Here is a 21,246-nt window from a genome sequence, read left to right as displayed (position 1 = left end):
CCCCGTTCGGCTGGAGGACGGGACACTACTTTGCGACTGAGTAATAGAGGAAACGGGCATTGAGCCTCTCCAGTAGAGCTGTCCTGCTGACCATGCCTGATGGCTAACGTTGCCTTTGGCCATGGTCACGGTCGTACCATTTTCGTAGGGTCACGGAATCCGACCGTGGACGCTGGTCAGTGCCTGACGGTCATAAACGCCATGTTCGGAATACGGCCCGGTTTGGCCAACCGGCGATGATCCGCTATATTCCCGACCTCTCTTTGGCGGGCCGCGAGTGAGGGCGGCGCACGCTGCGCCGATGTGCACGGCGGAGACCGCGTCCCGCCGGATCCGCGGCGCGGTCGTGTCGGCCCGCGCGCCGGGGGTGAGAGCGGTGCGACTGCGGGTGGAGGTGGCCCCAGGTATGGGGCAGGGGGCGATTGCGTACCCTGGGGGCGTCGTCACGGCAGGGGCCGGAGTGCCGGCGCAAGCCTTCCGTCGCTGCGTGACGATGTGTCAGGAAAGTCAGCAATCGGTCAGCAAGAGTCCTGCAAAACCTGGTGAAAGCCGGCCGGACGCGCGACTTGCCCCAGGGTACGGAAACCGCCCTTGACCTGCGCATATGCAGGCAGGGAGCCAACATCCAGGAGTGCCGCAATGCTGCGTACCATGTTCAAGTCGAAGATCCACCGTGCCACGGTGACCCATGCCGACCTGCACTATGTGGGATCGGTCACCATCGACGCCGAGCTCATGGAGGCCGCCGATCTGCTGCCCGGCGAGCTGGTGCACATCGTCGACATCGACAACGGCAGCCGGCTGGAGACCTATGTCATCGAGGGGGAGCGCGGTTCCGGAGTGATCGGCATCAACGGCGCGGCGGCCCATCTGGTCAGGCCCGGCGATCTGGTCATCCTGATCAGCTATGCGCAGGTGGACGACGCCGAGGCACGCGCGCTGCGGCCCCGGGTGGTGCACGTGGACCGGGACAACCGGATCGTGGAACTGGGTGCCGACCCGGGCGCCCCCGTGCCGGGCAGCGGCACCCTGCGCAGCCCGCTCGCCGTCGCCCGCGGCTGAGCGCGTCTCCGCGAGCGCAGCGACCGCACGCGGCCGGGCCCGCCTCCTCGTCCGAGGAGGCGGGCCCGGCCTGCTGCTGTGCCGCTCCTGCCGCGCCCCGCGGCGGGGAGCCGTGGGTCAGCTGGTGCGGACCGTGTCGAAGACCTCTTCGCAGTCGGCCTCCAGCCGCGGGCCGGCCAGCCAGGTGGAGTCGTAGGGGCCGATCGAGGTGACCGAGATCAGCGCGCCGTCGTGAATCCAGGGGCCGCCCGAGGAACCGGCGGTCATGGTGCAGCCCACCCGGTACATCACCGGCTGGGCGGGGTCCAGCGACAGCCGGGTCGGCTGGTCGGTGCAGCTGTACATCTGCTCGCCGTCGAACGGCTCCGCCGCCGGGTAGCCGATCACCTTGAAGGGGCTGAGCTGCGACACGGCCGGCGCGTCGAAGGTGATGTCGTAGGCCGCGCCGGTCATCTCCTCCAGGGACTGGGTGGTGCCCTCCTCCGGGACGACCTTCATCACCGCGAAGTCCTGGTGCGCGCCGTCACCGCCGACCGCGGTGCCGTTCTGCACCCAGTAGTCCGTGGTGCCCACGTACTCGGCCCACCAGATGCCCAGCGGGGCGATCTCCTCGAACGGCAGGTTGACCGACTCCTCCAGCGGCACACCGCTGGAGTTGTACGCCGGCACGAAGGCCACGTTGCGGAACCAGCCGCCCTCGGCGCCCGCGTGCACGCAGTGGCCCGCGGTGGCGACCAGGTTGGACTTGCCCGGGTTATCCGGGTCCTTCACCACCGAGCCGGAGCACACCATGGTGCCCTCCGGAGTCTCCATGAAGATCTTCCCCACGGCCGGGTTGTTCCCGGTGTACGGCGCCGGCTCGGCCACCGCCTCGACCGGGACCGGGTCGGGGTCGGTGACGCCGCGGTCGTCGTCCGGGTCGTCCGCGGGCGGCTCCTCCTCGCCCGGGTCCACGTCCTCGATCTCTTCCTCGTCGACGCCCCGGTCCATGTCGAGGGCGTCCCGCATGCGGTCCGCGTCCCAGAAGTCCTCGATGATGATGCCGATGTACTCACCGGCCTCGCGCAGCCACTGGTCCTGGTCCCAGTTCTTCCACTCGCCGTCCTTCCACTTGTCGACATCGATGTCGACCGGCAGGGCGTCGAGCAGGTCGTTGAGCCGGTCCTCCTGGCTGTCCGGCTTCTCGACGGGCTGGTTGTCCTCCTTGCCGCCAGAGCCCGCTTCGTCCTCGCCGGGGCCGCAGGCGGTGGCGGTGAGGGCGAGAGCAGCGGCCACGGCTCCGGCCGCGAGGGCGGCTCGGTGGCGCCTGCGCATCAAAGACATGGGTGAATTCCCCCTGAGCGGTTCTGTTCTGACGTGGGCCTCGTGACCCGCGGGCCGCAAGACGGTTGCTGCCCCGGCATCGGGACGGCCCCCCAACTATGCCGGTGTCGTGGTGGACGGAGAAATCCGGGTGGCCGGTTCCGGGTACGTGTAGCGGGGGCGTCCCGGCCGTGTCGTGGAATCGTCTCCGGGCCGCCGCGCGATCCGGGAACTGACAGCAGGTCGGAGCAGGAGGGGCCCAGCCGGCCGTGATCGGTGCGCGGCCCGCTCGTTGCCCTTCCGGGGACCGCGCACCGGCGGGCCCCGGGAGCCGCCGAGGAGGACCCGACCATGCACACCGGCAGCGGCAGCGGCACCGGCACCGGCGGTGCCACCGGGGACGAGCGCGTGCCCGGAGATCCGAGCGAGCAGGAGACCGTGGAACTGCCCGCGCCGCCCGCCCCACCGGGCCGGCCGCCGCGTGATCTGCTGGACACGGTGGCCGCCTGGGAACCGGCGGTGGTGACGACGGACGACGGGGCGCGGCACAGCCTGCGGCTGCGGCCGGTCCGGCCGGAGACCGATCTGCCGCTGCTCACCGGCTGGCTCGGCGACCCGGCCGCGGCCGAGTTCTGGGAGCCGCCCCGGGACCCGGCCGAGCGCCTGGCCGCCCAGCTCCGCGGCGACGGCCGCAGCGTGCCCTGTCTCGGCCTGCTGGACGGCACACCGGCCGGCTACTGGGAGATCTACCGCGCCGATCTCTCCGCCCTGGCCCGGTGCTTCCCCTGCCTGCCGCACGACACCGGGATGCGGACGCTGCTGGCGCCGGCCGCCGCGCAGCAGCCCGGGCTGGGCGCGCGGCTGCTGGCCGCGGCCGGCGAGCTCATCCTGCGCAGCCGGCCGGCCTGCGGCCGGGTGCTGGCCGCTCCGGACGTGCGGGACGGAGCGGCCGTGGCCGCCCTGCACCGCGCCGGTTTCCGCAGCGTGACCGAGGTGCCGCTGCCCGGACGCCGGGCCGCCGTGCTGGTCAGGGCACGCTGAGCCCTCTCGCGACCGCGCGGCGCCCGTCACCCGCAGCGGTCGTCGTCCGCGGCCGTCGTCCGCAGCCGTCGTCGTCCGGTGCTCGGCGGGCGGCGGCCGCTGCGGTGCGCCGCCCGGGGCGGGCGGGTGCGGGAACCGGCCCGCGGTGTCAGTGCGGCGGCGTAGGGTTACCGGTCTATGAGCGCAACGACCGGCGACTCCGCCCCGCACCCCGCACCGTCCGCCCCGCCCGAAGCGTCCGGTCCGGACCGGGCCGCTCCCGCGGCGGCCGGGCAGCCCGATCTGGCGGCGCTGCTGGGCGCCGCGGTGGCCGCCGTCTCCGGCTCGCCGCGGCCCGGCCAGGCGGCCATGGCCGAGGCGGTCGCCGAGGCCGTGGCGGACGGCAGCCATCTGCTGGTCCAGGCGGGCACCGGCACCGGCAAATCACTGGGGTATCTGGTGCCGGCGCTGGCGCAGGGCGAGCGGGTGATCGTCGCCACCGCCACACTCGCCCTCCAGCGGCAGCTCATCGAGCGGGATCTGCCGCGCACGGTGGAGGCCCTGCACCCGCTGCTGCGCCGCCGTCCCGAGTTCGCCACCCTCAAGGGCCGCTCCAACTATCTCTGTCTGCACCGGCTGCACGAGGGCGTGCCGCAGGACGAGGAGGAGGGCCTGTTCGACCCCTTCGAGGCGGCGCAGGCCGCCGTTGCCGCGGGCGGCGGGGCCAGCAGCCGGCTGGGCCGGGATCTGCTGCGCCTGCGGGACTGGGCGGACGAGACCGAGACGGGGGACCGCGACGCCCTCTCCCCGGGCGTCTCGGACCGGGCCTGGTCCCAGGTGTCGGTCTCGGCGCGGGAGTGCCTGGGCGCGGCCAAGTGCCCCTACGGCACCGAGTGCTTCGCCGAGGCGGCCCGGGAGCGGGCCAAGCTCGCCGAGGTCATCGTCACCAATCACGCGCTGCTGGCCATCGACGCGCTGGAGGGCGCGCCGGTGCTGCCCGAGCACGAGGTCCTGATCATCGACGAGGCCCACGAGCTGGTCTCCCGGGTCACCGGGGTGGCCACCGGGGAGCTGACCCCGGGCGGGGTGAACCGCGCGGTGCGGCGCGCGGCCAAGCTGGTCGACGAAAAGGCCGCCGACCGGCTGCAGACGGCCGCGGAGAGCTTCGAGCGGCTGATGGAGCTGGCCCTGCCCGGCCGGCTGGAGGAGATTCCCGAGGATCTGGGCTATGCGCTGGCGGCACTGCGCGATGCGGCCCGGACCGTGATCACCGCCATCGGCACCACCCGGGATGCCTCGCTGAGCGACGAGGAGGCCGTCCGCCGCCAGGCGCTGGCCTCCGTCGAGAACGTCCAGGAGGTGTGCGACCGGATCCTGGAGGGCTCGGAGTACGACGTCCTGTGGTACGAGCGGCACGACCGCTACGGTGCCTCGCTGCGCGTGGCGCCGCTGACGGTTTCCGGTCTGCTGCGGGAGAAGCTGTTCACCGAGCGCTCGGTGATCCTGACGTCCGCGACCCTGAAGCTGGGCGGGGATTTCCACGGCATCGCCGCCTCGCTGGGCCTCGGCCCGGAGGGCGGTTCCGGCACAGCCGGAGCAGCCGGAGCAGAGGGGAAGGAAGAGGCCGGGGACGAGGAGACGGGGGACGAGGCGCCGGTGTGGCGCGGCCTGGATGTGGGCTCGCCGTTCACCTACCGCAAGCAGGGCATCCTCTATGTGGCCCGGCACCTCTCACCGCCCGGGCGGGAGGGCGGCCGGGCCGACATGCTGGACGAACTGGCCGAGCTGATGGAGGCGGCCGGGGGCCGGACGCTGGGCCTGTTCTCCTCCATGCGCGCCGCGCAGCACGCCGCCGAGGAACTGCGCGGCCGGCTGGATCTGCCGATCCTGCTGCAGGGCGAGGAGACCCTGGGCGAGCTGATCCGGACCTTCGCCGCCGATGCCCGCACCTGTCTGTTCGGCACGCTGTCGCTGTGGCAGGGCGTGGATGTGCCCGGACCGAACTGCCAGCTGGTGGTGATGGACCGGATTCCGTTCCCCCGGCCCGATGATCCGCTGATGAGCGCCCGCCAGCGAGCGGTGGAGAGCGCCGGCGGCAATGGCTTCATGGCCGTGGCCGCCACCCATGCCGCGCTGCTGATGGCGCAGGGCGCCGGCCGGCTGGTGCGGGCCGTGGACGACCGCGGGGTGGTCGCGGTGCTCGATCCCCGGCTGGCCACTGCCCGGTACGGCGGCTTTCTGCGCGCCTCGATGCCGGACTTCTGGTACACCAACGACCGCAACCAGGTGCGCCGCTCACTGGCCGCCATCGACGCCGCGGCCCGGGCGGCTCAGCCCTGAGGGGACTCCTCGCCGGGCCCGCGGGCCTTCGGCGCGGGTGTGCCCGCGCGGGCGTGCCGGTACCGGGGGTGACCCGGCCGGTGCTGCGGGGAGGGCGGCCGGTCCGCCGGCCGGCGGTGGCGGGATCAGCAGGGAGGTGCGGCCGGAGCCACGAGGGGCCGGCCCGGTGCAGAGGCGGGCGCCCTTCTGGGGCGCCCGGCCCGCCGCCATGCCGCCTGGGCGGTGCCGGACAGCGGCTCGCTCAGAGCCGCCGCATGACCGCGACGACCTTGCCCAGGATGGTGGCGTGGTCGCCCGGAATGGGCTGGTAGGCCGCGTTGTGCGGGAGCAGCCAGACCTGGCCGTCCTCCCGCTTGAAGCGCTTGACGGTCGCCTCGCCGTCCAGCATGGCGGCGACGATGTCGCCGTTCTCCGCGACGGGCTGCCGCCGGACGGTGACCCAGTCCCCGTCGCAGATGGCCGCGTCGACCATGGAATCGCCGACCACCTTGAGCACGAACAGCTCGCCGTCCCCGACGAGCTGGCGGGGGAGGGGGAAGACGTCCTCCACGGATTCCTCGGCCAGGATGGGGCCGCCGGCCGCGATCCGTCCGAGGAGCGGGACATAGGAGGCGGCGGGCTTGCCCGAGGTGTCCGCGGGGGGCGGGGCGGGGGTGTCCGCGCCGCGCACCTCATAGGCCCGGGGCCGGTGCGGGTCCCGGCGCAGGAAGCCCTTGCGCTCCAGTGCCATGAGCTGGTGCGCGACCGAGGAGGTGGAGGACAGGCCGACCGCCTGGCCGATCTCCCGCATGGACGGGGGATAGCCGCGGCGCTGCACCGAGTCACGGATCACCTCGATCACCCGGCGCTGCCGGTCGGTCAGCCCGGAGCTGTCCGCCCGGATGCCGGGTGGCCTGCCGGGGGCCGAGCGCTGCGCGGCCGGTTCCGGGGCAATCGGGCCGTGGCCGGGGTGTGTTGCGGCGTGGCCCGGGGTCGCCGTGATGGTGTGTTCTGCTGCGGTGGTCATCCTCGCCCCTCTCGCAGGTGGGTTTTCCTGGCCTGACAACGGTAGTTGCTATCGAAAGGTTGCGCCAAACACACGTTCGAGTGAAATATGACCGATCGCCTGACCTGATCATGCCCTGCGGTGTATGAGGCGGACTCCGCGACCCCTGCGTTCCGCCCCCTCCGCGCACTGCTCCGGTGCTCCCCCCGGTCCCCTCCCGGCCTCTCCCTGCCCTGTCCGTGGCGACTCCCCGCGCGCTGCCCCGGTCCTTCCCGGTCCTTCCCGGTCCTTCCCGGTCCTCTCCGGCGGGCCGTCCGGCGGCTCCGTGCGGTGTCCCGGCGGCTCCGGGGCCCGTCCCGGAAGACCCTCCCGGGTGCCGCGGCGGCCGTCCCGGGGTGCCGCCCACAGTACGCGGCGGGTACCCCGTATGCTCGCGGGGGCCCGCCGCCCACGGTGCCCGCGGCGCGATGCGCGCGTCCATCGGATCTGACACCCCGACACCAGATCTAGTGGTTGTATGTGCGGCGGCCACCAGAAATTGTGGTTATGCTGGTGCCACCTCGCAGGGGCCAAGGGCACGGACCAAGGTCCCGCACGGGGTGATCGGTGGTGTCCGCGGCGGCTTGCTGGAGGGTGTGGGAATCATGCACTGCCCCTTCTGCCGCCACCCCGACAGCCGGGTCGTCGACAGCCGCACGGCGGACGACGGCACCACCATCCGGCGGCGCCGGCAGTGCCAGGAGTGCAGCCGGAGATTCACCACACTGGAGACCGCCGCCCTGATGGTGATCAAGCGGAGCGGCGTCACCGAGCCCTTCAGCCGCGACAAGGTGATCGCCGGGGTGCGCAAGGCGTGCCAGGGGCGGCCGGTCACCGAGGACGCGCTCGCCCGGCTCGGCCAGCGCGTGGAAGAGGCCGTGCGGGCCACCGGCAGCGCGGAGCTCTCCACCCACGATGTCGGCCTGGCGATACTCGGGCCCCTCAGAGAGCTCGACGTGGTGGCGTACCTGCGGTTCGCCTCCGTGTACCGGGCATTCGACTCACTGGCGGACTTCGAGGCCGCCATCGCGGAGCTTCGCGCCGGACCACCCGGTCCCGGCGGCGGCCGGTAGCGCCGGCCGCCGGGGCGGCCGGAGGAGGTTTCCGGAGCGCCGGTGCGCGCCGTGACAGTGCGGCCACGGAGCGGAACGGCGGCAGCCGGAGCGTCAGTCAGCAGCACAAGCAGCAGCACAACGGCAAGGCGCACCGGGAAGATCCGGTGGGCGACCGGGCGTTATGCCCATACAGGGAGGCGGAATGACAGAGACGACGAGTGGCTCAGCACGCGGCTCCCGCGCCAGGACGGCCAAGGGCGGCAGGACCGCGGGCAAGGGCCTGCGCTTCGAGCGCATCCACACCACCCCGGGGGTGCACCCCTACGACGAGGTGGTCTGGGAGCGGCGTGACGTCGTCATGACCAACTGGCGCGACGGCTCGGTCAATTTCGAGCAGCGCGGCGTCGAGTTCCCCGACTTCTGGTCGGTGAACGCGGTCAACATCGTCACCAGCAAGTACTTCCGCGGAGCCGTGGGCACGCCCCAGCGCGAGACCAGCCTGAAGCAGCTCATCGACCGGGTGGTGAAGACCTACCGGGCGGCCGGTGAGGAGCACGGCTACTTCGCCTCCCCGGCCGATGCCGAGATCTTCGAGCACGAGCTCGCCCACGCGGTGCTGCACCAGGTCTTCAGCTTCAACTCGCCGGTCTGGTTCAACGTCGGCACCAAGCAGCCGCAGCAGGTCAGCGCCTGTTTCATCCTCGCGGTCGAGGACTCCATGGAGTCCATCCTCGACTGGTACAAGGAGGAGGGCATGATCTTCAAGGGGGGTTCCGGCGCCGGTCTGAACCTGTCCCGGATCCGCTCCTCCAAGGAACTGCTGTCCTCCGGCGGCAACGCCTCCGGCCCGGTCTCCTTCATGCGCGGCGCGGACGCCTCGGCCGGCACCATCAAGTCGGGCGGCGCCACCCGCCGGGCCGCCAAGATGGTGGTGCTGGACGTGGACCACCCGGACATCGAGGCGTTCATCGAGACCAAGGTCCGCGAGGAGGAGAAGATCCGGGTCCTGCGGGACGCCGGCTTCGACATGGACCTGGGCGGGGACGACATCGCCTCCGTCCAGTACCAGAACGCCAACAACTCGGTGCGGGTGACGGACGCCTTCATGCGGGCCGTGGAGAGCGGCTCCGACTTCGGCCTGCGCGCCCGGATGACCGGCGAGGTGATCGAGCGGGTCGACGCCAGAGGGCTGCTGCGCCGGATGGCCGAGGCCGCCTGGGCCTGCGCCGACCCCGGCATCCAGTACGACGACACCATCAACCACTGGCACACCTGCCCGGAGTCCGGCCGGATCACCGCCTCCAACCCGTGCAGCGAGTACATGCACCTGGACAACACCTCGTGCAACCTGGCCTCGCTGAACCTGATGAAGTTCCTCAAGGACGACGGCGAGGGCCACCAGGCGTTCGACATCGAGCGCTTCACCAAGGTGACCGAGCTGGTCATCACGGCGATGGACATCTCCATCTGCTTCGCCGACTTCCCGACGCAGAAGATCGCCGAGAACACCCGGGCGTTCCGCCAGCTCGGCATCGGCTACGCCAACCTGGGCGCGCTGCTGATGGCCACCGGGCACGCCTACGACTCGGACGGCGGCCGGGCGCTGGCCGGGGCCGTCACCTCGCTGATGACCGGCACCGCCTACCGGCGCTCGGCGGAACTGGCCGCCGCCGTCGGCCCGTACGAGGGCTACGCCCGGAACGCCGGCGCGCACCGGCGGGTGATGCGGCAGCACGCCGAGGCGAACGCCGGGGCCAAGCGGATGGACGAGCTGGACACCCCGGTGTGGGCGGCGGCGACCGAGGCCTGGCAGGACGTGCTGCGGCTGGGCGAGAAGAACGGTTTCCGCAACGCCCAGGCCAGCGTGCTCGCCCCGACCGGCACCATCGGCCTGATGATGGACTGCGACACCACCGGCATCGAGCCCGACCTGGCCCTGGTCAAGTTCAAGAAGCTGGTCGGCGGCGGCTCCATGCAGATCGTCAACACCACGGTGCCCAAGGCGCTGAAGCGGCTCGGCTACCAGGACGAGCAGAGCGAGGCGATCGTCGCCCACATCGCCGAGCACGGCAACGTGGTCGACGCCCCGGGCCTGAAGCCGGAGCACTACGAGGTCTTCGACTGCGCCATGGGCGAGCGGTCGATCGCCCCGATGGGCCATGTGCGGATGATGGCGGCCACCCAGCCGTTCCTCTCCGGTGCCATCTCCAAGACCGTGAACATGCCCGGCACCAGCACGGTCGAGGATGTGGAGCAGATCTATCTGGAGGGCTGGAAGCTCGGCCTGAAGGCGCTGGCGGTCTACGTCGAGGGCAGCAAGGTCGGCCAGCCGCTCTCCGCCGCCAAGAAGCAGAAGAAGCAGAAGGAGCAGAAGGACGAGTCCGGGGCGGCCGGGAGCGAGTCCGGGGCCGGGGCCCCGGCCCCGGAGACCAAGCCGGCCGAGCACCGGCCGGTGCGGCGCCGGCTGCCCAAGGGGCGGCCCGGCATCACCACCTCGTTCACGGTCGGCGGTGCCGAGGGCTACATGACCGCCAACAGCTACCCGGACGACGGGCTGGGCGAGGTCTTCCTGAAGATGTCCAAGCAGGGCTCCACCCTGGCGGGCATGATGGACGCCTTCTCCATCGCCGTCTCGGTGGGCCTGCAGTACGGCGTGCCGCTGGAGACCTATGTCTCGAAGTTCACCAACATGCGCTTCGAGCCGGCCGGCATGACGGACGACCCGGACGTGCGGATGGCGCAGTCGATCGTCGACTACATCTTCCGCCGACTGGCGCTGGACTTCCTGCCCTTCGAGACCCGCTCGGCGCTGGGCATCCACACGGTGGAGGAGCGCCAGCGCCACCTGGAGACGGGTTCCTACGAGGCGTCCGCCGAGGACGAGGACATGGACGTGGAGGGCCTGGCCCAGTCCGCGCCCCGCCGGCCGGCGGCCCCGGAGCCGGCCGCCGTCTCCGCCCCGGCGCCCCAGGGGGCGCACAACTCGACGGAGCTGGCCGAGATCCAGCTCGGCATGAACGCCGACGCACCGCTGTGCTTCTCCTGCGGCACCAAGATGCGCCGTGCCGGAAGCTGCTACGTCTGCGAGGGCTGCGGCTCCACCAGCGGCTGCAGCTGACGGCGGAGCCCGGTACGGGGGAAGGGGGCGCCGGCCGGTGGCCGGCGCCCCCTTCTGGGCCGCCGGGGTCAGGCGCCGATCCGGGCGGTCGGTTCCCGCGGTCCGGCCGCAGCGGCCGTGGCCCCGCCGGCGGCCGGGCCGGGGGCCGGGCCGGTTGCCCCGGCCGGGCGGTCGCGGAGCAGGAACAGGGCGGTCAGGAAGGCGGCGGCGAGCAGCGCCGCGCCCAGGCCGAAGCCGAGGCGGAAGCCGGCGCTGAGGGCCTCGGCCGGGTCCGTGCCGCGTCCGCGCAGCACCTCGGCGCGGGACGTCGCCGGGGTGGTGAGCACCGCCACGCCCAGGGCGCCGCCGATCTGCTGGGTGGTGTTGAACAGCCCGGAGGCCACCCCGGCGTCCTCGGGCCCGGCCTCGGCCATGGCGAGCGCCGTCAGCGCGGCGATGGCCAGTCCGAAGCCGCCCGCCAGCAGCATGGTCGGCAGCAGATGGACGGCGTAGTGCGGGGCGGCCGGCAGCCGGGTCAGCAGGCCGAGCGCGGCGGTGAGCAGGAGCAGCCCGGCGAGCAGTACCCGCCGCTCGCCCCAGCGGCCGATCAGCCGGGCGGAGAGCAGCAGCGAGACGGCGCCGATGGCGACGGCGGCGGGCAGCATGGCCAGGCCGGTCAGCGCCGCCCCGTAGCCGGCCGCATTCTGCAGGTAGAGGGCGGTCATCACCTGGAAGCCGAAGCAGGCGGAGACGGTCAGCACCTGGATCAGGTTGGCGCCGCCGGCGCTGCGGGAGCGAAGCACGCGCAGTGGCAGCAGCGGACGGGCGGTGGTGGCCTGGCGGCGCAGGAACGCGGCGAGCAGCAGGGCGGCGCCGGCGGACAGGGCGAGGGTGTGCATCGAGGCCCAGCCGTGGCGTTCGGTCGCGGTGATGGCGTAGATGCCGGTCATCAGGGCGGCGGTGACCAGGGCGGCGCCCGGGGCGTCGGCCCCGGCCCGCAGGCCGGGGCCGCGGTCGGCGGGCAGTACCCGGGCGGCCAGCGCCATGGCGGCGATGCCGAGGGGCAGGTTGATGAGGAAGATCCAGTGCCAGCTCAGCGCCTCGGTGAGGACGCCGCCGGCCACCTGGCCGAGGGAGGCGCCGGCCGCGCCGGTGAAGCTGAAGACGGCGATCGCCCGGCCGCGTTCCCGGGGTGCGGGGAAGAGGGTGACCAGCATGCCCAGGCTGACGGCGGAGGTGAGCGCCCCGCCGGCACCCTGGAGGAAGCGGGCGGCGATCAGTACGGCCTGGCCGGTGGCGAGGGCGCAGAGCACCGAGGCGGCGGTGAACAGGCCCAGCCCCAGCAGGAACACCCGCTTGCGGCCGATCAGGTCGCCCAGCCGCCCGGCGAGCAGCAGCAGCCCGCCGAAGGCGATCAGATAGGCGTTGACGGTCCAGGTCAGGTTGGCGGAGGAGAAGCCGAGGTCCTGCTGGACGGCGGGGAGGGCGACAGTGACGATGCTGCCGTCCAGGATGATCATGAGCATGCCCGCGCAGAGCACGGCCAGGGCGAGCCGCGGGCTGGGCGGTGAGGGGGCGCGGTGCGCGGAGGGCGGTGCGGAGTTCGGCATGGAGTGTCTCCCCGGTCGGTGCGAACGGGTGAGACACTAGCAGATAGTCTGCTTCGAAACTATCTGTTGTCTGATGAGATTGGCGCGGGCTCCGGCCGGTGCGGTCAGCCGCGTGGCCGGCGGGCCCGGCGGACCGGCGCCGGACTCTCCGCGGGGGCCGCGAGGAGGCCGCCGGTCAGCGTGGTCAGCGCGCGCAGGAAGGGCTCGCGGTCGCCGGGCTCCAGCGCCTGGAGGACCTCGCCGTGCACCCGGTCGGCGATCCTGGTGCCCTCGGCGACGGCCCGTTCACCCGCCGGGGTGACCCGGATGATCCGCGCCCGCCGGTCTGTGCGGGACGGCTGCCGCTCGGCCAGGCCCGCCCGCTCCAGTTCGTCCACGGTGGTCACCATGGTCGTCTTGTCCAGATCGGCGATCTCGGCGAGCTGGATCTGCGTCCGCTCCGCCTCCATGGCGTGGAACAGCACGCAGAAGGCGCGGGGCGTGATGCCCAGTTCGCCGAAGGCCGCCGCCATCCGGGTGGCCAGCACGCGGCTGGTGTGCGACAGCATCCAGGAGACGTCGGCAACGGTCCGGGCGGGGGGAGTGACGGTGGTCATGGAACGAGCGTAACAATTGCTCCCGCACGGGGATTATCCCGTGACGGATCACGTGGGTGCCGGCCGGGCAGCGGCCCGGACGCCGGCTCATGAGACCGGTGCGTTCGGATGCTGAACTGGCCGTACGATAGCGCGGTGCTGGTCAAGTGGATGCGGTGCACCGTGGTCGACCGAGGCGGCTTCGAGCGAGGGCAGCGGAAGTGGGCGGGGCTGCTGGGCGAGCCCGGATTCCGAGGTCAGGGCGGTGGCTGGAGCCGCTCACGGCCCGGGGTCGTGCACCTGTTCGCGTTCTGGGAGAGCCGGGCACTCTACGACTCCTTCATGGCCCGCTCCCACGACCGGCTGGCCGCCTCCCAGTCCGGCACCTACCGCGACGGCCAGGTGCGGCTCTTCGACTACCGCTTCGACGTGAAGACCGGCTTCGAACCGCGGTTCGGCGACGCCGATGTGGTGCGGGTGGCGCACTGCAGGGTGCACCAGGACCGCGCCGAGCACTTCGCGCTGATGCAGGAGAAGGTGTGGAATCCGGCCATGGCCGGATCGCCGGGCATGCTGCGCGGGGTCTTCGCCGAGGCGGACGCCGAGCGGGAGTTCCTGGTGCTGTCCATGTGGAACTCCGCCGCGGAGCGCGCCAAATACCGCACCGAGCGGGTGGAACGGCTCGCGCTGCGCGCCCAGACCGGCGCGGACGTCGCCGCCGTCGACGGCGACGTGGTGGAACTGGAACCCTCCTGGACGGTGTGACCGGTTCCCGGCGTGAGGGCCGGCACAGAACCGGCGTCCGCCGCCCCCGGGACGGCTAGAGTCGCGCCCACCATGACAGCTGAACCCGCAGACCCCGCCCCCGCCGACGAGCCCCGGAACACCACCGACGCCGCCTCCGCGCGCGCCCGGCGCGCCCTGGCCGCCCTGCACGGGCTCCGCGTCGGCGACGCACTGGGCGCCCAGTTCTTCGTCCCCGCACACCTGTCCCTGCTGCGCCGCGCCGAGGTGCCGCCCCCGCCCTGGAGCTGGACGGACGACACCGAGATGGCCTGCTCGGTGCTGGCCGGGCTGCTCACCCGCGGTGCCGTCGACCAGGACGACCTGGCCCGCTCCTTCGCCGCGCACCACGACTTCGACCGGGGCTACGGCCCGGCGGCCGGCCGCATGCTCCGCCTGATCCGCCAGGAGGGCGGCGACTGGCGGGAGCTCTCCGCCGGCCTGTTCCACGGCAGCGGCTCCTACGGCAACGGCGCCGCCATGCGGGTCGCCCCGCTGGGCGCCTGGTACGCCGGCGACCCGGAGCGGGCCGCGGCCGAGGCGGCACGCTCCGCCGAGGTCACCCACCGGCACCCCGAGGGGGTGGCCGGCGCCGTGGCCGTGGCGCTGGCGGCGGCCGCCGTCGCCGGCGGCGAGCGCGATCCGCGGGCACTGCTCGGCGCCGTGCTGAAGGGCACCCCGGACAGCGCGGTGCGGGCCGGGGTGCGCCGCGCCGCCGGACTCCTGGACTACCGGGACGTGGGCACGGTGGCCGCCGTCCTGGGCAACGGACGGAACGTCACCGCCCAGGACACCGTGCCGTTCGCCGTGTGGGCGGCGGCCCGGCACCGGGGAGACTTCCCCGGCACGGTGTGGGCCTGCGTCCGCGCCGGCGGCGACATCGACACCACCTGCGCCATCGCCGGCGGCATCGTGGCCTCCGCCCCGGAGGGCGCACCGCCCCCGGACTGGCTCGCCGCCACCGAGCCGCTGCCCGACTGGCTCCCGCCGCTTCCCTGACCGCGGCGGCGGCGTAGGGTGGGCCGCATCATGCCAGTACCCTCCGCCGGCCGGTCCCGGCCTCCCCTGCCCACCCACACCGTCGAACGTTCGCTGCGCGCCACCACCGGGGCGCGCCTGGTCGCCGGTGTGGACGAGGTGGGCCGCGGAGCCTGGGCCGGGCCCGTGACGGTCTGCGCGGCCGTCACCGGGCTGCGCCGTCCGCCCGAGGGGCTCACCGACTCCAAACTGCTCGCCCCGCCCCGCCGCACCGAACTCGCCGAGGTGCTGGCCGGCTGGGTGACCGCCCACGCCATGGGGCACGCCTCGCCCGGGGAGATCGACGACCTGGGGATGACCGCCGCGCTGCGGCTCGCCGCCTGCCGGGCCCTGGAGGCCCTTCCGGTGCGGCCGGACGCGGTGATCCTGGACGGCAAGCACGACTATCTGGGGGCGCCCTGGCGGGTCCGCACGGTCATCAAGGGCGACCAGTCCTGCGTGCCGGTCGCCGCGGCCTCGGTGCTGGCCAAGGTGCACCGCGACGCCCACCTGTGCGAACTGGGCATGGAACACCCGGACTTCGGATTCGACAGCAATGCCGGATATCCCTCACCCGTGCACCGCGCGGCGCTGGAACGTCTGGGCCCCACCCCCCATCACCGGCTGAGCTGGGCCTACATGGACACCCTGGAGCACTGGCGCCACCTGCGGAAGCCGAGCGTGCGCGAGCGTGCCGAGGCGGAGGCGGCGGCCGCCGAACTGGAGGAGGCCGGCCAGCTCGGCATGTTCTGACCGCCCGCCGCCCGCCGCCCGCCGCCCGCCGCCCGCCGCCCGCCTGGTGCGGCCCGGTGGGCGGCCGCCCCGGCCGGCCTCATCCGTCCACCGCCAGAACCAGGGGGAGCACGGCGGTGGCCCCCGCGCGGCGCAGCAGCCGGGCGGCCACGGCCAGCGTCCAGCCGGACCCGGTGAAGTCGTCCACCAGCAGCACCGGGGCCCGGGCCGCGGCCACCGCGTCCGCCAGCCCCGGCTCCAGGGACAGGGTGTCCCGCAGCCCCAGCAGCCGCTGCGCGCTGTTGCTCCGGGCCGCCCACGGGCCCCGCACCGTGACCGTGCCCAGCAGCGGCATCCGGCCGATCTCCGCCAGCCGGGCGCCCAGCGAGCCGACCAGCCGCGGCCGGGTGCGCGAACCCACGGTCACCACCCCGGCGGGCCGCTGCGGCGCGCCCGGCCCGCCCGATGCCCAGCCGCCCGGCCCGCGCGCCCAGTCGGACAGCACCGTGACCACCGCGTCCACCACCTCGCCGGGCACCGGGCCGTCCTCCGCGCCGGGACCGAGCAGCGGACGCAGCCGGTTGCCCCAGCCGATGTCGGAGAGCCGGCCGAGCGCGCGGCCGGTCTCGGCGGTCTCCTCCGCCGCGATCTTGCCCTTCAGCTCCAGCCCGGCGGCCGGGAGCCCGGTCGGCCACAGCCGGCGGGGCTCCACCGGCACCCCGGGCCGCCCCAGCGCGGCCTGCGCCGCGGCCAGCGCCTCCGGGGCGATCCGGCCGGTCAGCCGCGGACCGGCGCAGACATCGCACCGGCCGCAGGGCGCGGCCTCCTCGTCGTCCAGCTGGCGGCGCAGGAACTCCATGCGGCACCGGCCGCCGGCGGCGTACTCCCGCATCGCCTGCCGCTCGGCCTCCCGCTGCCGGGCCACCCGGGCATAGCGCTCGGCGTCGTAGGACCAGGGCCGCCCGGTGGCCTCCCAGCCACCGGTGGTGCGGCGCACCGCGCCGTCCACGTCGAGCACCTTGAGCATCATCTCCAGCCGGGAGCGGCGCAGGTCCACCCGCGGCTCCAGGGCGGGCAGCGACAGCGGGCGGCCCGCCTCGGCCAGCGCCGCCAGGGTGGCCCGCACCTGCTCCTCGGGCGGAAAGGCCAGGGAGGCGAAGTACCGCCAGACGGCTTCGTCCTCCGCGCCGGGCAGCAGCACCACCTCGGCGTGGTCCACCCCGCGCCCGGCGCGGCCGATCTGCTGGTAGTAGGCGATGGGGGAGGAGGGCGACCCCAGATGGATCACAAAGCCGAGATCGGGCTTGTCGAACCCCATCCCCAGCGCCGAGGTGGCCACCAGGGCCTTGACCCGGTTGGCCAGCAGGTCCGCCTCGGCCGCCGCCCGGTCGGCGCTCTCGGTGCGGCCGGAGTAGGAGGCGACCCGGTGTCCGCGCCCGCGCAGATGGGCGGCCACCTCCTCGGCCGCGGCCACGGTCAGGGTGTAGACGATGCCGGACCCCGGCAGCCGGGAGAGCTGTCCGTCCAGCCAGGCCAGCCGGTGGGCGGCGTCCGGCAGCCGCAGCACGGACAGGCTCAGGCTCTCCCGGTCCAGCGGCCCGCGGAGCACCAGGGCACCGCCGGACCGCGGATCGGTGCCCAGCTGTTCCGCGATGTCCGTGCTCGCCCGGGCATTGGCGGTCGCCGTGGTGGCCAGCACCGGCACTCCGGCGGGCAGCCCGGCCAGCATGGCGCGCAGCCGGCGGTAGTCGGGGCGGAAGTCGTGGCCCCAGTCGGAGATGCAGTGCGCCTCGTCCACCACCAGCAGCCCGGTGGTGGCGGTCAGCTCGGGCAGCACCTCGTCCCGGAAGGCGGGGTTGTTCAGCCGCTCCGGGCTGACCAGCAGGACATCCACCCGGCCGGCGGTGATCTCCTCCCGTACCGACTGCCACTCCTCCGGATTGGCGGAGTTGATGGTGCGGGCGGCGATGCCGGCCCGGGCGGCGGCCTCGACCTGGTTGCGCATCAGCGCCAGCAGCGGGGAGACCAGCAGCGTGGGGCCGCTGCCGCGCTCCCGCAGCAGGGCGGTGGCCACGAAGTAGACCGCGGACTTGCCCCACCCGGTGCGCTGCACCACCAGGGTCCGCCGCCGGTGGGCGACCAGCGCCTCCACGGCGCGCCACTGGTCCTCGCGCAGCCGCGGCGGCTCGGTGCCCGGCCCGGCCGGTGCACCGACCAGCCGGGCCAGCAGGGCGTCGGCCGCGGCCCGCAGACCCGGGTCTGCGGCGTCCGGGCTTCCGGCTCGGGTGGGCGGGGCGCTCCCCGCGGGTGACTGCTGCATGGGCACCATGCAAACCCACTGCCCGGCCGGGAGGCCAACCCGGGCTGTGGAAAACCCGGGAACACTCTGACAATCGGATCGTCCGTCCATCGGTGGAATGGGCGGGTCTGTGGACAACGCGGTCGCGGCCGGCCCGCGCACCGGGCACCTTCGTCGGCATGACCACCCACAGCGAGCCCGCACCGCGGCTCACCCCTGACAAGCACGACCACACCGACCGCCGGGTGACCCTGCGCGGTCCCGCCGACCTGGCCGACGCCCTGCCGTACCTGCTGGGCTACCGTCCCGACGACTCGGTCGTGCTGATCGGCCTGCACGGCCCGCACAGCCGGATCGGCGGCCGGGTCCGCATCGGCATCCCCGAGGACGCCGCCGACTGGCCGGAGACCGCCCGGGAACTCGCCGCCTGCCTGGCCGAGGGCGGCGCGGGGCACGGCCCCGGGCCGGACGCCGCCGTGGTCTACCTGTGCCGCGACCCGGCTCCCGGCCAGACCGCCGTCCAGGTGCGCGACCGGCTCGCGCCGCTGGCCGGGCAGCTCCGCACCGCCTGCGGCTCCCGCGACCTGCCCGTGGTCGAGGCGCTGTGCCTGTCCGGCGGACGCTGGTGGTCCTACTGCTGCCCGGACCCGGAGTGCTGCGGCACCGAGGGCACCGAACTGCCCGGCGGCACCTCGCCCATGGCGGCGGCCGCCACCTATGCGGGCCTCCGGGTGCGGGGCTCGCTGCAGGAGCTCGAACGCCGTCTCGACCCGCTCGACGGGCCCGCCGCCGCCCGCCAGGCACACGCCTTCGAGACCGTGGCCCGCGGTCTCGTCCCCCGCATCCTGGACGAACGGCGCGACGCCGACGCGGTGCGCACCGGCACCCTGCACCTTGCCGGAGAGCTGATCGCCCGCTTCCGGCACGCCTGTGCCGACCGCCCGGAGACCGGCTCCGCCGACCGGGCCGCCGACGCCCGGGACGACGCCCTGCTCACCTCCGAGGAGGCGGCGACCCTGGTGATCGGCCTCCAGGACCGCCTCGCCCGGGACCGCGCGGCCGAGTGGATGGAGGGCCCGGACGCCCCGGCGGCACTGCGCCTGTGGCGGGCGCTGGCCCGCCGCTGCGTCGGCCCCTGGGCCGGCCATGCCGCCGCGGTGCTCACCCTCGCCGGCTGGGTGTCGTGGTCCACCGGGGACCACACGGCCGCCCGCGTCGCACTCGGCCGTGCGGTGCGGGCCGACCCCGAGTACGTCTTCGGCCGGCTGCTGCTGCAGGCCGTGCGGGAAGGGCTGGACGCCGAGCCGCTGCGCCGGTGCATGCGCCGCGAGCGGGCTTCCCGGGCGGTTGATCGCAACCCCTGAGCGAGGGCCCTCCGGAGAACTATGATCACCGCATGCCCTATGACCCCTCGGCCTTCCCGGCGTTCGCCGTCACCGTGGACCTGGTTGTGCTCACCGTCCGGCGGGACGCCTTCTGCGCGCTGGTGGTCCGCCGGGCCGAGGAGCCCTTCCGGGGCTGGTGGGCGCTGCCCGGCGGCTTCGTGCGGACGGACGAGGACCTGGTCACCGCCGCCGCGCGGGAACTCGCCGAGGAGACCGGGCTGCACACCCAGGACCCGGGCAGCCCGCCGGCCGGAGCGCATCTGGAGCAGCTCGCCACCTACGGCGACCCCGGGCGCGACCCCAGGATGCGGGTGGTCAGCGTGGCGCATCTGGTGCTGGCGCCCGATCTGCCGGCCCCCACCCCGGGCGGGGACGCGGGCGGGGCCCGCTGGATGCCGGTGGACCAGCTGCTCGGCGGGCCCGGTGCCGGCGCCCCCAGCGTGGAGCTGGCCTTCGACCACGACCGCATCCTGGCCGACGGCGTGGAGCGGGCCCGCTCCAAGCTGGAGTACTCCTCGCTGGCCGCCGCCTTCTGCCCGCCGGAGTTCACCGTCGGCGAGCTGCGCCGGGTCTACGAGGCGGTGTGGGGGGTCAGCCTGGATCCGCGGAACTTCCACCGCAAGGTCACCGGCACCCCCGGCTTCCTGGTCCCGGCGGGCGGCACCACCACCCGGCAGGGCGGCCGGCCGGCCCAGCTGTTCCGGGCCGGCGGCGCCTCCCTGCTCAACCCCCCGATGCTGCGCCCGGAGGTCTGAGCCCGCGGCCCGGACGCCGGCCGCCGGACGGCGGGCCCCGTCTCCCGAAGCCCGTCGACCGCGCCGGCGGGCCGTGCACGGCCGGATGCCGTCCTGCCCCGGGACGGGGACTCCGGCCGGTCCCCGGCGACAGACCCCCGGCGATCTGTCCGATATGACACATATGTCAGATGTGTCTGGTTATGGTGCTGGGGTCGTCGTGCCGGGATCACCGTCAGCGGGAGACTCGATGATCCAGACCATCGGACTCACCGGCCTGCCCCGCGGGGGCAGGCCCCCGGCCGTGGAGGATCTCTCCTTCGAGGCGGAGCCGGGCGGGATCACCGTGCTGCACGGCCCGCCCGGGGCCGGGAAGTCCACGGCGCTGCGCCTGATGCTGCAGCTCCGGCCGGGCCGGGGCATCGCGCTGTTCCACGGCCGGCCGGTGCGCCGGATGCGGCATCCGGCGCGAGAGCTCGGCGTGCTCCTCGGGGACGTCCCCGGCCATCCCGGCCGCACCGGGCGCGGCCATCTGCGGATGCTGGCCGCGGCCGCCGGACTCCCGGCCGCCCGCGCCGAGGAGGTGCTCGACCTGGCCGGCCTCACCGGTGTGGCGGGGCGGCGGCTGGCCACCTACTCCCGTGGGATGGACCGCCGGCTCGGCATCGCCGCCGCCCTGCTCGGCGATCCGCACACCCTGGTGCTGGACGAACCCGCGGACGGCCTCTCCCCGCGCGAGACCGCCTGGCTCCACGGCCTGCTGCGGCGGCACGCGGAGCGCGGCGGCACAGTGCTGATGACCTGTCGCGAGCCGCAGGACGCGGCCCGCCTCGGCGACCATGTGGTGACCCTGGCCGACGGCCGGACGGTCGCGGACCAGACCGGTGCGGACTTCGCCCGCACCCGGCTGCGGCCCCGGGTGGTGGTCCGCACCCCGCACGCCGAACGGCTCACCGCGGTCCTCCGCCACGAGCTGCGCGCGGGCGGCCCGCTGCCGGGCACCGGCGAGGACTGCGCCGCCGGCGAGGCGCTGCTGGAGGACGGCGGCCGGGTGGTGGTCTTCGGCGTCAGCCGGGCCGCGGTGGGTGAGCTCGCCTACCGCCACCGCATCCTGGTCCACCAGCTCGCCGACGAGAACGGGACCGACGGCGACCGCGGCGCACCGGCCCCCCTGACCCGCGCCGACGGCCGCGGCCCGGGGCCCGCCGCCG

The 21,246-nt window shown here is 74.2% G+C and carries 16 protein-coding genes; 11 read left to right on the top strand and 5 right to left on the bottom strand.

Features of this window, described 5'->3' with window-relative positions; genetic code table 11:
* Positions 1-639 precede the first annotated feature (639 nt).
* A complete protein-coding gene (gene panD, locus GQS09_RS17875) occupies positions 640-1,062 on the top strand; it encodes an aspartate 1-decarboxylase (RefSeq protein ID WP_165987429.1) in 423 nt (140 codons plus the stop codon).
* 117 nt (positions 1,063-1,179) lie between these two features.
* On the opposite strand, the gene GQS09_RS17870 is transcribed toward panD, so the two are convergent.
* Positions 1,180-2,385, bottom strand: coding sequence for a serine protease (locus GQS09_RS17870; protein ID WP_165987427.1), 1,206 nt, complete (start codon positions 2,383-2,385; stop codon positions 1,180-1,182).
* Positions 2,386-2,715: 330 nt separating this feature from the next.
* Here GQS09_RS17870 and GQS09_RS17865 point away from each other — a divergent pair, with 330 nt between their 5' ends.
* The gene (locus tag GQS09_RS17865; RefSeq protein WP_165987425.1) at positions 2,716-3,405 is read left to right on the top strand and encodes a GNAT family N-acetyltransferase; all 690 of its coding nucleotides are present in this window, start codon (positions 2,716-2,718) and stop codon (positions 3,403-3,405) included.
* Between the two features lie 177 nt (positions 3,406-3,582).
* The gene (locus GQS09_RS17860) at positions 3,583-5,724 is read left to right on the top strand and encodes an ATP-dependent DNA helicase (protein WP_165987423.1); all 2,142 of its coding nucleotides are present in this window, start codon (positions 3,583-3,585) and stop codon (positions 5,722-5,724) included.
* A 241-nt stretch (positions 5,725-5,965) separates the two neighbouring features.
* Here the strand turns inward: GQS09_RS17860 and lexA are convergent, their stop codons facing one another.
* Positions 5,966-6,730: a transcriptional repressor LexA gene (gene lexA, locus GQS09_RS17855; RefSeq protein ID WP_165987421.1), complete on the bottom strand. Its 765-nt coding sequence runs from the start codon at positions 6,728-6,730 to the stop codon at positions 5,966-5,968.
* Between the two features lie 623 nt (positions 6,731-7,353).
* On the opposite strand from lexA, the gene nrdR reads away from it, so the two are divergent.
* On the top strand, positions 7,354-7,821 hold the full coding sequence (gene nrdR / locus GQS09_RS17850; RefSeq protein ID WP_165987419.1) for a transcriptional regulator NrdR: 468 nt from the start codon (positions 7,354-7,356) through the stop codon (positions 7,819-7,821).
* 184 nt (positions 7,822-8,005) lie between these two features.
* A complete protein-coding gene (locus GQS09_RS17845; protein WP_165987417.1) occupies positions 8,006-10,921 on the top strand; it encodes a vitamin B12-dependent ribonucleotide reductase in 2,916 nt (971 codons plus the stop codon).
* Between the two features lie 68 nt (positions 10,922-10,989).
* Here the strand turns inward: GQS09_RS17845 and GQS09_RS17840 are convergent, their stop codons facing one another.
* Entirely contained in the window at positions 10,990-12,510 is a 1,521-nt protein-coding gene (locus GQS09_RS17840) for an MFS transporter (protein ID WP_165987414.1), read from the bottom strand.
* A 104-nt stretch (positions 12,511-12,614) separates the two neighbouring features.
* Positions 12,615-13,106, bottom strand: coding sequence for a MarR family winged helix-turn-helix transcriptional regulator (locus tag GQS09_RS17835; protein WP_165987412.1), 492 nt, complete (start codon positions 13,104-13,106; stop codon positions 12,615-12,617).
* A 135-nt stretch (positions 13,107-13,241) separates the two neighbouring features.
* Between GQS09_RS17835 and GQS09_RS17830 the strand changes: the two genes are divergently transcribed.
* The 3 genes from GQS09_RS17830 to GQS09_RS17820 all read left to right on the top strand — a co-directional run bounded on the left by GQS09_RS17830 (position 13,242) and on the right by GQS09_RS17820 (position 15,638).
* Entirely contained in the window at positions 13,242-13,850 is a 609-nt protein-coding gene (locus GQS09_RS17830) for a YdbC family protein (RefSeq protein WP_165987408.1), read from the top strand.
* 72 nt (positions 13,851-13,922) lie between these two features.
* Positions 13,923-14,867, top strand: a complete 945-nt coding sequence (locus GQS09_RS17825) for an ADP-ribosylglycohydrolase family protein (protein WP_165987406.1) — start codon at positions 13,923-13,925, stop codon at positions 14,865-14,867.
* 30 nt (positions 14,868-14,897) lie between these two features.
* The gene (locus GQS09_RS17820) at positions 14,898-15,638 is read left to right on the top strand and encodes a ribonuclease HII (protein WP_165987404.1); all 741 of its coding nucleotides are present in this window, start codon (positions 14,898-14,900) and stop codon (positions 15,636-15,638) included.
* A 79-nt stretch (positions 15,639-15,717) separates the two neighbouring features.
* Here the strand turns inward: GQS09_RS17820 and GQS09_RS17815 are convergent, their stop codons facing one another.
* The gene (locus GQS09_RS17815; RefSeq protein WP_207957970.1) at positions 15,718-17,937 is read right to left on the bottom strand and encodes a DEAD/DEAH box helicase; all 2,220 of its coding nucleotides are present in this window, start codon (positions 17,935-17,937) and stop codon (positions 15,718-15,720) included.
* Positions 17,938-18,095: 158 nt separating this feature from the next.
* Here GQS09_RS17815 and GQS09_RS17810 point away from each other — a divergent pair, with 158 nt between their 5' ends.
* The 3 genes from GQS09_RS17810 to GQS09_RS17800 form a co-directional block, all read left to right on the top strand.
* A complete protein-coding gene (locus GQS09_RS17810) occupies positions 18,096-19,280 on the top strand; it encodes a DUF4192 domain-containing protein (RefSeq protein ID WP_165987400.1) in 1,185 nt (394 codons plus the stop codon).
* A gap of 32 nt (positions 19,281-19,312) precedes the next feature.
* Positions 19,313-20,056, top strand: coding sequence for an NUDIX domain-containing protein (locus GQS09_RS17805; protein ID WP_165987398.1), 744 nt, complete (start codon positions 19,313-19,315; stop codon positions 20,054-20,056).
* Positions 20,057-20,285: 229 nt separating this feature from the next.
* Positions 20,286-21,246, top strand: a 961-nt coding sequence (locus tag GQS09_RS17800) for an ABC transporter ATP-binding protein (protein ID WP_165987396.1), incomplete at its 3' end; no start/stop codon positions are given.

Source organism: Streptomyces sp. YIM 98790 (assembly GCF_011421595.1).
Taxonomy (GTDB): domain Bacteria; phylum Actinomycetota; class Actinomycetes; order Streptomycetales; family Streptomycetaceae; genus Streptomyces.
This window is presented reverse-complemented; position numbering and strand designations above follow the sequence as displayed.

Bases quoted from the DNA above. Each gene is read 5' to 3' on its own strand.
- panD (WP_165987429.1), top strand. From the start codon at position 640: ATGCTGCGTACCATGTTCAAGTCGAAGATCCACCGTGCCACGGTGACC.
- GQS09_RS17870 (WP_165987427.1), bottom strand. From the start codon at position 2,385: ATGTCTTTGATGCGCAGGCGCCACCGAGCCGCCCTCGCGGCCGGAGCC.
- GQS09_RS17865 (WP_165987425.1), top strand. From the start codon at position 2,716: ATGCACACCGGCAGCGGCAGCGGCACCGGCACCGGCGGTGCCACCGGG.
- GQS09_RS17860 (WP_165987423.1), top strand. From the start codon at position 3,583: ATGAGCGCAACGACCGGCGACTCCGCCCCGCACCCCGCACCGTCCGCC.
- lexA (WP_165987421.1), bottom strand. From the start codon at position 6,730: ATGACCACCGCAGCAGAACACACCATCACGGCGACCCCGGGCCACGCC.
- nrdR (WP_165987419.1), top strand. From the start codon at position 7,354: ATGCACTGCCCCTTCTGCCGCCACCCCGACAGCCGGGTCGTCGACAGC.
- GQS09_RS17845 (WP_165987417.1), top strand. From the start codon at position 8,006: ATGACAGAGACGACGAGTGGCTCAGCACGCGGCTCCCGCGCCAGGACG.
- GQS09_RS17840 (WP_165987414.1), bottom strand. From the start codon at position 12,510: ATGCCGAACTCCGCACCGCCCTCCGCGCACCGCGCCCCCTCACCGCCC.
- GQS09_RS17835 (WP_165987412.1), bottom strand. From the start codon at position 13,106: ATGACCACCGTCACTCCCCCCGCCCGGACCGTTGCCGACGTCTCCTGG.
- GQS09_RS17825 (WP_165987406.1), top strand. From the start codon at position 13,923: ATGACAGCTGAACCCGCAGACCCCGCCCCCGCCGACGAGCCCCGGAAC.
- GQS09_RS17820 (WP_165987404.1), top strand. From the start codon at position 14,898: ATGCCAGTACCCTCCGCCGGCCGGTCCCGGCCTCCCCTGCCCACCCAC.
- GQS09_RS17815 (WP_207957970.1), bottom strand. From the start codon at position 17,937: ATGCAGCAGTCACCCGCGGGGAGCGCCCCGCCCACCCGAGCCGGAAGC.
- GQS09_RS17810 (WP_165987400.1), top strand. From the start codon at position 18,096: ATGACCACCCACAGCGAGCCCGCACCGCGGCTCACCCCTGACAAGCAC.
- GQS09_RS17805 (WP_165987398.1), top strand. From the start codon at position 19,313: ATGCCCTATGACCCCTCGGCCTTCCCGGCGTTCGCCGTCACCGTGGAC.